The organism is Paraburkholderia solitsugae (genome assembly GCF_013177695.1).
GTDB lineage: Bacteria > Pseudomonadota > Gammaproteobacteria > Burkholderiales > Burkholderiaceae > Paraburkholderia > Paraburkholderia solitsugae.
On record NZ_WOEY01000063.1, the window covers coordinates 1 to 14,689 of the forward strand.

The following is a 14,689-nucleotide window of genomic DNA, read 5'->3' on the forward strand; positions in this document are numbered from 1 at the left end:
AAGTCGATGCATTCGCAGCCGCGCAAGCGACGAAGCTGGCAGCGCTGCCAGCTTCGTCGCTGCGGATGACGAAGAGTCTGATGAAGCGCGCGAGCCACCATGAGCTGCAAACGCAGATGACCGAGGAAGCGGTGCACTTCGCCAAGATGCTGATCGCGCCGGAAGCGCGCGAGGCGTTCAAGGCGTTCTTCGAGAAGCGCAAGCCGGACTTCCGGCAGTTCGACTGACCGGCTGCGTTCAGGCGCTTGAGGTAATGAAAATGCCTCAGGCGCTTGAGGATGCTTCAGACGCTCAAGATTGCGTCGGCTGCAAGGTGTCGTAGTCGACGTAGCTGGTTTCCCGGCAGAAGCTGACAAGCCGTACGCCCGCTTTGCGGGCGATCGCAATCGCCAGCGACGACGGCGCCGAAATGGTTGCGACCATCGGCACGTCGACACGCGCGGCCTTGCGCACCAGCTCGTAGCTGGCGCGGCTCGACAGAAACACAAAACCTTCTTTGGTATCCACGCGGTCCAGCACCAGTTGGCCGATCAGCTTGTCGAGCGCGTTGTGACGGCCGACATCCTCGAACGCGTAGCGGATCGCACCTGCCGCATCGCACCATGCAGCGGCGTGCAGGCCACCGGTGAGACGCGTCAGTGTTTGGTGTTCCGGCAACTCGCGCGCGGCACGAGCGATCGCATCCGGTGCGAGCCGTTGCAGAAAGCCCGTGTCCGGCACGCGTTCCGGTTTCAGATCCAGCAGATCGATGCTTTCGATCCCGCATACGCCGCAGCCAGTGCGCCCGGCGAGCGCGCGGCGCTTTTCCTTCAGCGCGACGAAGGCCTGCTGCACCACCTTCAATTGCACTTCGGCATGCGGCAATTCGTCATCGTCGTGCAGCTCGACCTCGATGTCCTGAATGTCGCTGCCGCGTTCCACGATCCCTTCCGAAATCGCAAAACCGACCGCGAACGCTTCCAGATCTCGTGGCGTGCACATCATCACCGCGTGCGAAATGCCGTTGAAGACGAGCGCCACCGGCCATTCCTGACCGACATGATCGGTGACGGTTTCGACCGCTGCGCCGCGGTGCCGGTGCACCTGGCGCTCCACGGCGCCCGGCTGTCCGGCTGTTTCCAGTTCGTTCAAGCTGCTTCACTCCTTTCATGCTGCGCGCGTTTGAACGGCTTGCAGCCTTGCCCGGCGGCGCGACGCAGCACCAGACCATGCCGCTATTGCGCGAATAAGGTTCTAAAATACCTCAAGCTGGGCTTGCGCGTTGCCCGTCACCAAAGAGGAATACTGTCATGGGACTCAACGAAGCACCGCTTCTGTTTAACTTCGAAGTCGCGTCTTCGGAGAATTTCGCCTACATCCCGATGTCGGTGCGCTTCAATCTCGATCGCTTCGGGTTGCGCATCACGCTCGCGCAGTGGCAATTGCTGCCGCTCGAGGACCGCAAGCTGCTGGCACGCTTTCCGGTCGACGAAGGCGTGGAAATCGAGCCGAATTTCGACCACGCGCTGTTCGAAATGCTGCGGACCCATGCGAATGTCGAGCCGGAGTGGTTCACGCCCGAAGAAGCGCCCGCCTGGCGCCGCACGGATGCCGTGCCGGACGGCGTAGTGCAACAGGCGGGGCTGGCTGGCCTGCCCACGCCGGGCATTGCCCAGTGGGCCGAACTCGAGCCGTTCAAACGCTACGTACTCGCCAAATTGTCCCGCAAGCCGGAAGGCAACCACGACTTCGTTCCCGCGATGAAGGAGTTTGGCGCTGCCGGCTAGGCAAATTATTTCGCCTTCCCCCCTTAATCTGTTCCGAACCCTGCCGTTATCCATGGGTTGGCGCGTAAAAAGACTCGACTCGATGCGGCCCGACGCACCGAAAGCGACCCCCGCACTCCCGCCCTCAGAACGATTGACGTTCGGAACCCATGACTCCTTTTTTATCGAAACGGCTGCTGATTAATCTGGCAGTCGTCGCCGCGGCGGTCGGCGCGAACGCGTTCGTCGCCTATACGCAGATTTGCGGCCAGCGCGACGCTGATGTGCGCATGCTGCGTTCGACGAACGTGCGTCAGAATCTCGACGCCTACCGTACGGCGCTTGACGGCGGACTGGCCGCGCTCGGCCGTTTCGAAGCCTCGGGTGAGGCCGCGCCTGTCAACGAAGCTGCCGCCATGGCGAGCTCGCTGGCCGTTCTGGAGCGCAATTTGCGCAAAGCGCTCGCCGGCGAACCGGCCATGCTCGACACGCTCGCCAAACTGAGCGCGGACAGTCACGCACTGCAACACGACATCGACGATGCGCTATTGAAGAGCGCCAGCGCCCGGCCGAATGAATCACGCGCATGGGCGGCCTCGGCCTATACCCATCTCGGGCTGGGTCTCGACCAGGTGGAAGCCAGTCTGGCGGCGTTACGCAAGCAGGAGAGCCAGGCGTTGCAGGCGTCGCTTGCGGCGTCCGCGAGCGAAACCCAGCGCGCCATGTTCCTGCTGATCGTGACGATGCTGGGCGGCAGCACGCTTCTGATCTTCACGTTCGGCGCCCGCGAAAGCAGCGCGCGGGAGAAGCTGCGCACCGTCCGCGCGCTCAGCCGCAACGACGAGCGTTTTCGCAACCTGTTCGACGACCATCCGGTGCCGATGTACATCTTCGAGCGCGAGACGCTGCGCTTTCTCGCCGTCAACGCGGCGGCGATCCAGCAATACGGCTACTCGGAAAGCGAATTTCTCGACATGACGATTCGCGCGATCCGGCCACATGTCGAAATCTCGCGTCTCGAATCGCACCTGCAGCGCAGCGACGTCCTGCAACATGGCCGCACGATGGCGGGCGTCTGGCATCACCGGCGCAAGGACGGTTCAACGATCAGCGCCGACATTTCGTATCACGCGCTCAACTTCATGGGCCGTGCCGCCTTCTTCGTGCTGGCCGACGACGTCACCGATCAGATCAACGCCGAAGCCGAGGCGCAGCGCTCCAACCAGATGCTTGAAACGGTGATGGACAACATCCCGCAGCGCATTTTCTGGAAGGATCAGGAGTCGCGCTATCTCGGCTGCAACATGGCGTTCGCGCGCGATGCGGGGCTTTCTTACCCTGAGCAGGTGGTCGGCAAGAGCGACAGCGATATGCCGTGGCGCGCCTTCGCCGCCCTGCTGAACGAGCACGATAAAGAGGTGGTGACCACCGGCGTGCCGAAAATGAACTTCGAGGTCGACCTGGTGATCGACGGCGTGCACCGCACCACGGTCACGAGCAAGCTGCCGTTCACCGACAGCGACGGCCGCGTGCTCGGCGTGCTCGGTTCCTATACGGACATCACCGAGCGCAAGCGCTCCGATCTGGCTTTGCGTCTGCAAAGCCGCGCGCTCGATGCAAGCGTCAACGCGATTCTGATTACCGCGCCGTCGCCGACGGGCAATCTGATCGAATACGTGAATCCCGCGTTCATGCGTATCACCGGCTACGATCCCGCCGAAGTGATCGGTCACGATTGCCGCGTGCTGCAGCGTGACGACCGCGACCAGGAAGGCGTCGCGTTGATCCGCCAGGCGCTCGCCGCGAACCGCGAGGTCAGCGCCGTGGTGCGCAACTATCGCAAGGACGGCGCGTTGTTCTGGAATCAGCTGTTCATCGCACCGGTACCGAACGCGGAGGGCGTGATCACGCATCACATCGGCGTGATCAACGACGTGACGGATCTGATCCGCTATCAGGAACAGCTCGAATATCAGGCCAACTATGACAGTCTCACGCGGCTGCCGAATCGCAACCTGCTGCGCGATCGCCTGCAGCATGCGTTGATTGTTGCGCAGCGCCAGCAAAAGGGCGTCGCGGTCGTGTTCATCGATCTGGACGGGTTCAAGAACGTCAACGACAGCCTCGGCCATAGCGTCGGCGACCGTTTGCTGGGCGTGGTGGCTGAGCGGCTCGCACGTTGCACGCGAACCAGCGATACGGTCGCGCGGCACGGCGGCGACGAGTTCGTGATCGTGATGACCGATACCGTCGACGAGCAGTCGCTGATCGCATGGATGGAGCGAGTGCGCGCGTCGATTTCCGAGCCGGTGTGGCTCGACGGCACCGAGTTGTATGTCGGCTGCAGCATGGGCGCGAGCCTCTTCCCACAGGACGGCGAAGACGCGGAAACGCTGATGAAAAAAGCCGACCTCGCGATGTATCGCGCGAAGGACATGGGCCGCAATACGTTCCAGTTCTACCAGCCGGAGATGAATGCGAGCGCGGGCGCGCGCCTGAATCTCGAACGGCGTTTGCGCCGTGCCTTGCGCGACAACGAGTTCCTGCTGCACTACCAGCCGCAGGTGGATATTGTGAGCGGGCAGATCGTCGGCACCGAGGCGCTGGTGCGCTGGCGGGATCCGGAAGTCGGGTTAGTGCTGCCGTCGTTGTTCATTCCGGTCGCCGAAGAGAGCGGCCTGATCGGGCCGCTGTCGGAATGGGTGTTGCGCGAGGCGTGCCGTCAGAACAAGGCGTGGCAGGACGAAGGGTTGCCGCCGGCGCGGGTGTCGGTGAATCTGTCGGCGCGGGTGTTCCAGCAGCGCGATATCGCGAAGCTCGTCATGCAGGTGCTGGCCGAGACGGGTCTCGAGCCGCAGTATCTCGAACTCGAACTGACCGAAAGCACCATCATGCGCAATGCCGAAGAGGCGGTGTCGATGCTCAACGAACTGCACGCGCTGGGCATTGGCCTGGCCATCGACGACTTCGGCACAGGCTATTCGAGTCTGAGCTATCTGAAGCGCTTCCCGGTGGATCGCCTGAAGATCGACCGCTCGTTCGTGTCGGATATCGGCGTGTCAGGCGACGATGAAACGATCACCTCGGCGATCATCGCGCTCGCGCATTCGTTGAAATTGCAGGTGATCGCTGAAGGCGTGGAGACGTCGGCGCAACTCGACTTTCTGAAAGAACGTGCGTGCGACGAGATGCAGGGGTTCTACTTCGCGAAGCCGTTGTCGACAGACGCGATCTCAGCGTTGTTCCAGAGTGGCGCCGCGCAAGAGCCCGCTGCGGTGTAACGTGCTCGAGCGCTGAGCGAGACTCGCGCAGCGCTCCAGCCCGGCGGCGGGTATCTCAGACGGCAGGCGTGTCGAGGAAAACCGGCAGTTGTTCCGCCACCTCGGAAAATGCCTGCAAGTGGGGATGCGCCGCCTTGGTGACGATCTTCGGCAAGTACATCTGCGTGAAATTCCACGCGACGGCCACGGTGACGTCCACCGCGCCGAAATGATTCGGCTCGACCGGCAGCGGGGCCGACGCGAGTTCCGCCTCGAGTTCGCGGTAAGCGGCGTGCAATTGCTCGGTCACACGATCGACCCACGGCTCATGCTGTTTGTCCGCCGGACGCAGATTGCGTTCGTAGACGATCTGCACGGTCTTTTCACAAGCGGCCAGCGCGAGGCCCGTGAGGCGCGCGGCGCGCAGGCAGTGATCCGGTTGTGACGGGAAGATCCGTTGATCCGGCGCGGCGAGCGTGGCGACGTACTGCAGGATCACGGTCGAATCCATCACGCTCTGGCCGTTGTCGAGGATCAGGGTCGGCGCTTTCACGACCGGGTTGATCTTCGCGAACGCGTCATACGTGCTGAACACGGAAATCGACTGGTGTTCGAAGTCGAGCTTCAGCATCTTCAGGCAGATAGCGACCCGGCGCACGTAGGGCGAATCCAGCATTCCGATCAGTTTCATCTCATTCCCGTTAGAAGATCTATATGGCTTGTCAGAGCGGCGAGTATGCGGCTGTTCGCCTGTCAGACGGTGCCTGCAGAGCAGTAAAGCGATAGCCTAACCGTCTCGCCACATCAAAAAAAGCAACATTAATCGACGGTTTACGTCAGAATTTCTTACATGAAGCCCATTCCACCGCTTACCGCGCTGCGCTGCTTCGAAGCCGTCGCCCGGCTCGGCGGTGTCACGCCGGCCGCGCGGGAGTTGCACGTTACGCATTCGGCGGTCAGTCAGCAGATCAAAGTGCTGGAAGAGTCGATGGGCGTCGCACTGTTCGTGCGCGAAGCGCGCGGCCTGCGGCTCACCGACGACGGCCGGCTCTACGCGCTCGAAATACGCTCGGCGTTGCGCGACATCACGCAGGCGACGCGCCGCGCGCAGGCGCGCCCGCACGAAAGCGAACTGGTGATCGCGACCGTGCCGTCGTTCGCGCAGCATTGGCTCGTGCCGCGCCTTGCGAGCTTCCGCGAGGCGCATCCGTACTATCGCGTGCGCCTTTTGACGAATCTGCAGATCGAGGATTTTCGCCAGAGCACGAGTGACATCGGTATTCGTATGGGGCAGGGACATTGGCCCGACGTCGCGCAACAGAAACTATTCGACGACGACATGCTCGTGGTCGCGGCGCCGCATTTCTCGCTTGGGCCAAACGGCCGTTTTCCGCGCACGGCCGAGGACGTGCTCGCGTGTCCGCTGATCTCGAGCCCCGACGCGCCCTGGAGCGACTGGTGCCAGGCGGCGCAGGTGGCCGAGCCGGCTGCTGAAGCGCTGGTGCTATCGGCGAACGATTCGAATATCGTGATCAGCGCCGTGCTGCTCGGGCAGGGTGTCGCGCTCGAGCGGCGCAGCCTCGTCGCGCACGCGCTGGCGCGGGGCGAACTGCTGCAGATCACGGACATCCGGGTGCGGTATCGCTATCCGTACTGGCTGGTGTGGCAGCAACGCGAGATCCTGAACGCGAAACAGGCGCATTTCGCACAGTGGATCGACGCGCAGGTCGACGCCTATTTGCGTAGCGGCGGGTGAGATTCTGTGTCGATTGGCGCGCGCAGGCCGCCGTTCGCGGGGGATTACCGGTTTGCGCGCGAGTGTCAGTCGTATATATTCGGGATTCCCATCTCAGACTTCACCGGGAACCATGAAGCATCGATTCACGTGGCGTTGCGCCCGCTTTTCGCTGCTCGCACTCTGTTATGGGCGTTGCGCCGTCGAATATCTTCCAATACGACTGGAGAGAACAATGACGTCTTCACCTGCAAAGAAATGGGCAGTCCTGCTGACATCGGTTGTACTTAGCGTGGCTTCGGTTGCACCGGCGTTCGCGCAAAGCGGCGGTAGTGCTCCGGCGGGCGATGAAGCCACTGCCGCCACTGCCGCCAATCCGGCGGCCGCATCCAAGGCAGCCGCCAAGGCGCAACGCAAGGCTGCCCGCAAGCAGGCGCGGGCGAAGAAGAATGCTGAGTTGAAGCAACTGGAAAGCAACGGGTATAACCCGTCGCGCAACGATCCGAACTATCCGACGGATCTCCAGAACGCGCAGAAGAAGGCGGCTGCGGGCGCGGCGGCGAGCCAGTAAGCGGCTGCGGGCCGGACGGAGGTTGCCGGCCCGGTCGTGCTTGCGCGGGGGGAGCCTGGCAAATGCAGACTGGCAAACGCAACCTTGCAAACGCAACCCGGCAAGCACAAGGTATGAAGATAAACGAGGCGCTCAGGCGCCTCGTTTTCGTTCAATGTCCGCCGTTCAATCCAGCACCGGCAGCGCGCGTGGGCGCCGGTCGCTATCGGTTGCGACGTAGGTCAGGGTCGCCTCGGTGACTTTCACGAGGTCTTCGGTCAGGCTCATGCGCTGCGCGTAGACCTCGACCGCCACCGTCACCGACGTGTTCCCCGTCTTGACGATATCCGCGTAGAAGCTCAGCAGATCGCCGACAAACACCGGTTGCTTGAAGACGAACGAATTGACCGCGATGGTCGCCACCCGCCCGTTGGCACGGCGGCTGGCCGGAATCGAACCGGCGATATCCACTTGCGCCATGATCCAGCCTCCGAACACGTCGCCGTGGACATTCGCGTCCGACGGTTGCGGCATGACGCGCAGTGCGCAAGACTTTTGCGGGAGTTGAAGGAGATCGGTCATCGGGGCACCCTTGAAATTCGTAATGGCTCGGTCGGCTCGACAGGCAGGCGGGGGGATTTCACGACAACTGCACGACACAGCGGTACAACGCAGCGGTACGGCACAGCCGCACGGCCCACGTTCAACCGAAGGCCGGACGGCCCATGAAAAGCGGCGCCAGCCAGCTTCTGCGACAATAGACAGATCAGGAATTGTACGGGAAAGCGCCCAGCCGGGTCGCGCGACATAGAGCAGGGCGCAGAGTTTGCGCGCTGCCGGTCGGCGCGCCGCTGCGAACTCCGTCGCTTCCATACTCTCCCCAGCCGATCCCATGCGCCGTACACCCTCGTCCGAACCTTCCCCGATCTCGACCCAGCCGCGCAACGACTGGCAAACGATCCTGTCGCTGCTCCCGTATCTCGCCACCTATAAATGGCGCGTCGGCTTCGCGTTGAGCTGCCTGATCGGCGCGAAGGTCGCCAATCTCGGCGTGCCGATCGTGATGAAGCGAATCATCGACGGCCTCTCGTCGGTGAAGCATCTCACCGCGCTTGGCCGTGCGCACGATTCCCCTGGCATCGTGCTGCTGGGCGGGGTCGGTTTGATGGTGGTCGCCTATGCAGTGGTGCGGCTGTCCACCTCGCTTTTCACCGAGCTGCGCGAAATTCTATTTGCGAAGGTGACCGAAAGTGCGGTGCGGCAGCTCGCGCTGAAAGTGTTCCGCCATTTGCATGCACTGTCGTTGCGGTTTCATCTCGATCGGCAGACGGGCGGCATGTCGCGCGATATCGAACGCGGCACGCGCGGCATCACGCAACTGATTTCGTATTCGTTGTACAGCATCCTGCCGACACTGGTCGAAGTCGGTCTCGTGCTCGGCTTTTTCGTCATCAAATACGAGGCGTACTACGCGATCGTCACGTTCATTGCGCTCGCTGCGTACATCACGTTCACTGTGAAAGTCACCGAATGGCGTACGCATTTTCGCCGCACGATGAACGATCTCGATTCAAAGGCGAACTCGCGCGCGATCGATTCGTTGCTCAACTACGAGACAGTGAAGTACTTCGGCAACGAAGAGTGGGAAGCGCAACGTTACGACGAAAATCTCAAACGCTATCGCACGGCCGCGATCAAATCGCAGCGTTCGCTGTCGGCGCTGAACTTCGGGCAGCAGGCGATCATCGGCACGGGGCTCGTGTTCATTCTGTGGCGCGCGACCGAAGGCGTGATGGCCGGGCGCCTCACGCTCGGCGATCTGGTGCTGATCAACACTTTCATGTTGCAGCTCTATATTCCGCTGAATTTTCTCGGCGTCGTGTATCGGGAACTGAAGCAAAGCCTCACCGATATGGACCGCATGTTCACGCTGCTTGGCGCGGCCCAGGAAGTGCCCGATGTGCCGGACGCGCCCGAGTTGCAGGTGAGCGGTGCGCAGGTGCGCTTCGAGCATGTGAACTTCTCGTATGAGCCGGCGCGGCAGATTCTGCACGACGTGAGCTTCACGATTCCGGCGGGCAGCACCACGGCAGTGGTCGGTCACAGCGGTTCGGGCAAATCGACGCTCGCGCGGTTGATGTTCCGCTTCTACGATCTGGATCGCGCGACGGGCGGTGCGATCATCATCGATGGTCAGGATATTCGCGACGTCACGCAGGATTCGCTGCGTGCTTCGATCGGCATCGTGCCGCAGGATACGGTGCTGTTCAACGATTCGATCTACTACAACATCGCTTATGGCCGTCCGTCGGCCACGCACGAGGAAGTGATCGCGGCGGCGCGCGCGGCGCATATTCACGACTTCATCGAAGGGCTGCCGAAGGGTTACGAGACGCCGGTCGGCGAGCGTGGCCTGAAGTTGTCCGGCGGTGAAAAGCAGCGCGTCGCGATTGCGCGCACCATCCTCAAGAATCCGCCGATCCTTCTGTTCGATGAGGCGACTTCGGCGCTCGATTCGCGCTCGGAGCGCGCGATCCAGCATGAGCTCGATCAGATCGCCCGCGAGCGCACGACGCTGATCATCGCGCACCGGCTTTCGACGGTGGTGCACGCACAGCAGATCATCGTGATGGACAAGGGGCGCATCGTCGAGCGCGGGACGCACGCCGAATTGTTGCGTGCGAACGGATTGTTCGCGCAGATGTGGGCGTTGCAGCAGCAACGTGCCGCAGAGGCGTCGGAGTCGGCTGAAACGGTAGGGGCGGGAGAGGGTGGACGTTAAGCAAGCGGCGGTGAGGTGCGCCGCGTTTGCTTGCTGGATGGCGCGTGTAGCGTGCTCGGCGCGGAGCGCTTAGCATTCAGCGCCGACCTCCTGGCCTTGGTCGTAGCACGTTGAGCGGCGCGTTATCGCACGGTGCCGCTCAATGCCTTGCTGCAATCAGCGTTCGTTCAAACGCTGATCCAAAACCCGCAATTGCGCGGGCGTACCAACGTTTTCCCACAAGCCCTCATACAACTCGCCGCTCGCGAGGCCGCCTGCAATCGTCTCGCGGTAGTAAGGCGTCAGCGCGCGCCGCGTGCCGCGCGGCAGATCGCGGAACATGCGCGTGTCGTAGAGGCCGATGTTGCCGAACGTGAAGCGCGGTTGCGCATCGAGCGAGAGCGTTCCATCGACCAACCCGAAGTCGCCGTTCGGATGAAACGCCGGGTTCGGAACCATCACCAGATGCATGCCGGGTCCGGTTAGCGCCTTCAGCGCTTCGGCGCGCGTATTCAGCGTCGCGTAGTCGAAATCCGCGTAGACGTCACCACTGACGGCGACGAATACTTCGCTCCTGCCCTCATCTTCCAGCAACGGCAACGCCTGCACGATCCCGCCTGCCGTCTCCAGTGCTTCATGCTCGGCCGAGTAGCGCAGTTGCACACCCCAGCGCGAACCGTCGCCGAGCGCGGCTTCGATCCGCTCGCCAAGCCACGCATGGTTGATCACAATGGTGTGAAAGCCGGCGCGCGCGAGGCGCTCGATTTGCCACACGATCAACGGCTTGCCGCCCACTTCGAGCAGGGGCTTCGGGCACGCGTCGGTCAACGGACGCATGCGTTCGCCGCGGCCCGCGGCGAAAATCATCGCTTTCTTCAGAGAATTCGTCATCGGTCAGAATGTGTAGCCGACTTCATTCGCGCGGCCTTCGAGATCGTCGAGCAGCTTCGCGAACGGACGCAGCGGCGCATAGCGCTCAGCGACCTTGCGGGCATAGCCGATGAAACGCGGCAGATCCTTCATGTAGTGCGGTTTGCTGTCGCGGTAGTTGATCCGGCAGAACAGGCCCAGCACCTTGATGTGCCGTTGCAGTCCCATCCACTCGAGCTGGCGGTAGAACTCGCCGAAATCCGGATCGACCGGCAAGCCGGCTTTTTTCGCGCGCTCCCAGTAGTACACGAAGCAATCCAGCTCGAACTGTTCGTCCCAGCTGAGGAATGCATCGCGTAGCAGCGAGGCGACGTCGTAAGTGATCGGGCCGACCACCGCGTCCTGGAAGTCCAGCACGCCCGGATTCACGGGGTTGGGGGCGGCCGCGATCATCAGATTGCGCGGCATGAAATCGCGCAGCATGAATACTTGCGGTTGCGCCCGGGCGCTCGCGATCAGCAGCGCGAAGGTGCGATCGAGCACCCCGCGGGTCTTTTCGTCGACCTCACGGCTCAGATGGCGGCCGAGGAACCACTCCGGCATCAACTCCATCTCGCGGCGCAGGAAGGCTTCGTCGAACGGCGGCAGCACGCCTTCGCGCGACGTGAGCTGCCAGCGGATCAGCGCATCGAGCGCGTCGCGCATCAGCGAGCGGGCGCGGCGCGGGTCATCGCCGCTTTGCGCCTCGGTCAGCGCGCCGAGGTACGAATCGGTGCCCAGATCGGTGACGAGCATGAACCCGGCGTCGAAGTCGACCTCCAGCACACGCGGCACATGCACGTTGGCGGCCTCGAGCAATTGGGCGATTTGCACAAATTCGCGGCACTTTTCGGGCGGCGGGGCATCGACGGCGATCAGAGTGCCGGCGCTTTCGCCTTCCGCCGCCTTACCGGCGAGCCGGAAATAGCGGCGAAAACTGGCGTCGGACGAAGCCGGGGCAAGCGTGTCAAGTTCGAGCGCATAGCGCGCTGCGTGGGCGTTCAGCCAGGCCTTGAGCAGTTCGAGGCGGCTGTCGGTGAAATCTTGGAGGGTGTTTTTGGCAGAGGGCAGCGTCATGAAAACCGGCGGCAAATTCAGAGGGGCAACGTCTTGCCATATAATACCCCACGACTTTTTTGACGCGACTCACGCCAGCTTTCGCGTGTTCCGCTTTACCGCCCGCCTCATCGTTCGACAGATTGTAAAGATTGATGTACAGCCGACTGTCACGGTCGGGATGTGCAGGCGGTGGATCGTGACTACAAAAGCTGACGGACGGGCCGATTCGCCAAACGATACATGCCGCCTAGACAGCTTTCCCAAACGACTCCCTCTTGTGCTGTAGTGCCGCGCAAAAGGCGGCTCGTCGCGGCGTTGATCGCCGTTCCGGGCCTGATGCCCGCGCTTGCGCACGCCCAGTTGGTGGGGGAAGCCGCGCAGCCGCAACCTATCGACGCGCCATGGGGCATGCAGCTCGCCCCGCAGCTCGAAGAACATCCGCTGCAGTCAGGCCAGAAGGCGGCCACCTTCGTACTCGGCGACACGACGAGCGGCACCACCGACCAGGACCTGGCCGCGAAAGGCTCGGCCGAGGTGCGGCGCAATACCTTCGTGATCAAGGCCGACGCGCTGCACTACGATCAGGACACGGACATGGCCGACGCATACGGCAAGGTTCACCTGAACAACAACGGCGCCACGTTTGCCGGCCCGGAAGCGCATATGCGGGTGGACTCGAGCGAAGGCTTCATGTCCGCGCCGAAGTACCACTTCAACGTGACGGGTGGCTCGGGCAGCGCGGAGCGCGTCGACCTGCTCGACAACGAGCGCTCGGTGTTCACGAAGGGCACGTACACGGCTTGCTCGTGTACGGACAACCCGGCGTGGTACCTCAAGGGCACCGAGTTCGATTTCGACACCGGTGCGGACGAAGGCGTCGCGTACAACAGCGTGCTGTTCTTCCAGGGCGTGCCGGTATTCGCTTCGCCGTGGCTGTCGTTCCCGCTGTCGGGCGACCGGCGCAGCGGCATCTTGCCGCCCACGTTTTCGCTGAGTTCGTCGAACGGCTTCGAACTGTCGGTACCGTACTACTTCAACATCGCGCCGAATCGCGACCTGACGGTCACGCCGCGTCTGATCTCGAAGCGCGGCGTGCAGTTGCAGTCAACCTTCCGTTATCTGTCGCCTACGTATTCCGGCTCGATCACCGGCGAGTTCCTGCCGGACGACCACCTGACCCATACCAACCGCTACGCGCTGTATATCCAGCACAACCAGAACTTCGGCAACGGGTTCGGCGGTTATATCTACTACAACAAGGTTTCGGACAATACGTATCCGGAAGACCTGTCGTCGTCGGTCAGCCAGTTCGTTAACGGCACCCAGCTCCTGTATCAACAGGAAGCCGGGTTGACCTATAACAACGGCCCATGGTCGGTGCTCGCACGCGAACAGCACTGGCAGACGCTGACGCCTTCGGTGGCGCCGTACGGCCGCGAGCCGCAGTTGAACGTGAAGTACGCGAAATACAACGTCGGCGGCTTCGATTACGGCGCGGAAGCCGACTACTCGAATTTCCGCATTACCACCGCGGACACCACCCAGGGTCAGCGGGTGATGTTCAACCCGTACCTGTCGTACTCGGTGGTCGGGCCGGGTTACTTCGTCACGCCGAAGGTGCAGTGGCACTTTGCGTCGTACAACCTGAGCAATATCGGCAGCGACCTGCCGGCCGGCTCACCGAAGAATTTCACTGAATCGATTCCGACGCTGAGCTTCGATACCGGCCTGGTGTTCGATCGTTCGGTGCGGATTTTCGGTCAGGATTACATTCAGACGCTGGAGCCGCGGCTTTACTACGTCTACACGCCGTACCGCAATCAATCGCAGGCGCCGCTGTTCGATACGGCAGATTCCGACTTCGGGCTGGCGGAAATCTTCACGCCGAACACGTTCGTCGGGAACGACCGAATCGCCGACGCGAACCGTCTGACCGCGGCGATTACCACGCGCTTCATCAACCCGGCCACGGGCGACGAACGCGCGCGTTTCGTGATCGCGCAGCAGTATTACTTCCAGGATCAGCGCGTCACGCTGCTGCCGACCGAGACCAGCTCGCAGGCCACGCATTCGGACCTGATCGCGGGTGCATCGCTCAAGCTCGGCGCCGGTTTCGCTTCGGAAACGGCGTTCCAATATAATGCCGACAGCAACCAGTTGACGAAGACGAGCATCGGCTTCGGCTTCAGTCCGGCCAGCGGCAAGGTGATCAACGTCGCGTACCGCTACACCCGCGCGAACACCACGCTGGACAACACGCCGATCAACCAGGTGCTGATCTCGGGGCAATGGCCGCTGACGCACCGGGTATATGGGGTCGGGCGGTTCAATTACGACCTCGACGGGCATCGGATCGTCGACGGTCTGATCGGCATGCAATACGACGCCGACTGCTGGACGCTCGGCGCCGGGATCCAGCGCTATGCGAACGGCGTGAACACTTCGTCGCAGCAGCAGACGGGCACGCGGTTCCTCATGCAGTTGACGTTCAAGGGCTTGTCGAGCGTCGACAACGGGCTGATGGCGGCATTCCGCTCCAGCGTCGCGGGCTACACGCCGTTGCCGCCGCCGCCGCCGCCGGAAGCGCGTTTCACCAATTACGAATGACGCTCGCCCGATCATTTATAGAATGCGAAAAGACGGGCCAGGCGCGCCCGACATCATTGGAGT

At 62.4% G+C, this 14,689-nt stretch carries 12 protein-coding genes; 7 read left to right on the forward strand and 5 right to left on the reverse strand.

The features are described 5' to 3' along the window. The coding region (locus GNZ12_RS15295; RefSeq protein WP_235993746.1) for an enoyl-CoA hydratase-related protein at positions 1–227 on the forward strand (227 nt) is incomplete at its 5' end. Between the two features lie 64 nt (positions 228–291). Here the strand turns inward: GNZ12_RS15295 and fdhD are convergent. Then, entirely contained in the window at positions 292–1,131 is an 840-nt protein-coding gene (gene fdhD, locus GNZ12_RS15300; RefSeq protein ID WP_172311138.1) for a formate dehydrogenase accessory sulfurtransferase FdhD, read from the reverse strand. Positions 1,132–1,289: 158 nt separating this feature from the next. On the opposite strand from fdhD, the gene GNZ12_RS15305 reads away from it, so the two are divergent. Continuing rightward, entirely contained in the window at positions 1,290–1,766 is a 477-nt protein-coding gene (locus tag GNZ12_RS15305) for a nitrate reductase associated protein (protein ID WP_172311140.1), read from the forward strand. 149 nt (positions 1,767–1,915) lie between these two features. Beyond that, positions 1,916–5,026 (forward strand): sensor domain-containing protein, encoded by a 3,111-nt coding sequence (locus GNZ12_RS15310; protein WP_172311142.1) that lies wholly within the window; start codon positions 1,916–1,918, stop codon positions 5,024–5,026. Between the two features lie 55 nt (positions 5,027–5,081). Here GNZ12_RS15310 and GNZ12_RS15315 read toward each other — a convergent pair whose 3' ends face one another. Continuing rightward, positions 5,082–5,696: a glutathione S-transferase gene (locus tag GNZ12_RS15315; protein ID WP_172311144.1), complete on the reverse strand. Its 615-nt coding sequence runs from the start codon at positions 5,694–5,696 to the stop codon at positions 5,082–5,084. 159 nt (positions 5,697–5,855) lie between these two features. On the opposite strand from GNZ12_RS15315, the gene GNZ12_RS15320 reads away from it, so the two are divergent. Both GNZ12_RS15320 and GNZ12_RS15325 read left to right on the forward strand, forming a co-directional pair. Then, positions 5,856–6,761: a LysR substrate-binding domain-containing protein gene (locus GNZ12_RS15320; protein ID WP_172311146.1), complete on the forward strand. Its 906-nt coding sequence runs from the start codon at positions 5,856–5,858 to the stop codon at positions 6,759–6,761. A 214-nt stretch (positions 6,762–6,975) separates the two neighbouring features. Then, positions 6,976–7,311 (forward strand): DUF4148 domain-containing protein, encoded by a 336-nt coding sequence (locus tag GNZ12_RS15325; RefSeq protein ID WP_172311148.1) that lies wholly within the window; start codon positions 6,976–6,978, stop codon positions 7,309–7,311. A 165-nt stretch (positions 7,312–7,476) separates the two neighbouring features. On the opposite strand, the gene GNZ12_RS15330 is transcribed toward GNZ12_RS15325, so the two are convergent. Further along, positions 7,477–7,872 (reverse strand): acyl-CoA thioesterase, encoded by a 396-nt coding sequence (locus GNZ12_RS15330; protein WP_172311150.1) that lies wholly within the window; start codon positions 7,870–7,872, stop codon positions 7,477–7,479. A gap of 310 nt (positions 7,873–8,182) precedes the next feature. Here GNZ12_RS15330 and GNZ12_RS15335 point away from each other — a divergent pair, with 310 nt between their 5' ends. Next, the gene (locus GNZ12_RS15335; protein WP_172311152.1) at positions 8,183–10,072 is read left to right on the forward strand and encodes an ABCB family ABC transporter ATP-binding protein/permease; all 1,890 of its coding nucleotides are present in this window, start codon (positions 8,183–8,185) and stop codon (positions 10,070–10,072) included. A 156-nt stretch (positions 10,073–10,228) separates the two neighbouring features. Here the strand turns inward: GNZ12_RS15335 and murU are convergent, their stop codons facing one another. Together murU and GNZ12_RS15345 are read right to left on the reverse strand one after the other, a co-directional pair. Continuing rightward, positions 10,229–10,942, reverse strand: a complete 714-nt coding sequence (gene murU / locus GNZ12_RS15340) for an N-acetylmuramate alpha-1-phosphate uridylyltransferase MurU (protein ID WP_172311154.1) — start codon at positions 10,940–10,942, stop codon at positions 10,229–10,231. A gap of 3 nt (positions 10,943–10,945) precedes the next feature. Continuing rightward, positions 10,946–12,037 carry an aminoglycoside phosphotransferase family protein gene (locus tag GNZ12_RS15345; protein WP_172311156.1) on the reverse strand — a complete coding sequence of 364 codons (1,092 nt, stop codon included), beginning with the start codon at positions 12,035–12,037 and terminating at the stop codon, positions 10,946–10,948. A 222-nt stretch (positions 12,038–12,259) separates the two neighbouring features. Here GNZ12_RS15345 and GNZ12_RS15350 point away from each other — a divergent pair, with 222 nt between their 5' ends. Then, positions 12,260–14,626, forward strand: a complete 2,367-nt coding sequence (locus GNZ12_RS15350; RefSeq protein ID WP_172311158.1) for an LPS-assembly protein LptD — start codon at positions 12,260–12,262, stop codon at positions 14,624–14,626. Positions 14,627–14,689: the final 63 nt, after the last annotated feature.

Coding starts and splice junctions, on each gene's coding strand:
- GNZ12_RS15335 (WP_172311152.1), top strand. CDS start 8,183: ATGCGCCGTACACCCTCGTCCGAACCTTCCCCGATCTCGACCCAGCCG.
- GNZ12_RS15330 (WP_172311150.1), bottom strand. CDS start 7,872: ATGACCGATCTCCTTCAACTCCCGCAAAAGTCTTGCGCACTGCGCGTC.
- GNZ12_RS15320 (WP_172311146.1), top strand. CDS start 5,856: ATGAAGCCCATTCCACCGCTTACCGCGCTGCGCTGCTTCGAAGCCGTC.
- murU (WP_172311154.1), bottom strand. CDS start 10,942: ATGACGAATTCTCTGAAGAAAGCGATGATTTTCGCCGCGGGCCGCGGC.
- GNZ12_RS15315 (WP_172311144.1), bottom strand. CDS start 5,696: ATGAAACTGATCGGAATGCTGGATTCGCCCTACGTGCGCCGGGTCGCT.
- GNZ12_RS15345 (WP_172311156.1), bottom strand. CDS start 12,037: ATGACGCTGCCCTCTGCCAAAAACACCCTCCAAGATTTCACCGACAGC.
- GNZ12_RS15305 (WP_172311140.1), top strand. CDS start 1,290: ATGGGACTCAACGAAGCACCGCTTCTGTTTAACTTCGAAGTCGCGTCT.
- GNZ12_RS15325 (WP_172311148.1), top strand. CDS start 6,976: ATGACGTCTTCACCTGCAAAGAAATGGGCAGTCCTGCTGACATCGGTT.
- GNZ12_RS15350 (WP_172311158.1), top strand. CDS start 12,260: ATGCCGCCTAGACAGCTTTCCCAAACGACTCCCTCTTGTGCTGTAGTG.
- GNZ12_RS15310 (WP_172311142.1), top strand. CDS start 1,916: ATGACTCCTTTTTTATCGAAACGGCTGCTGATTAATCTGGCAGTCGTC.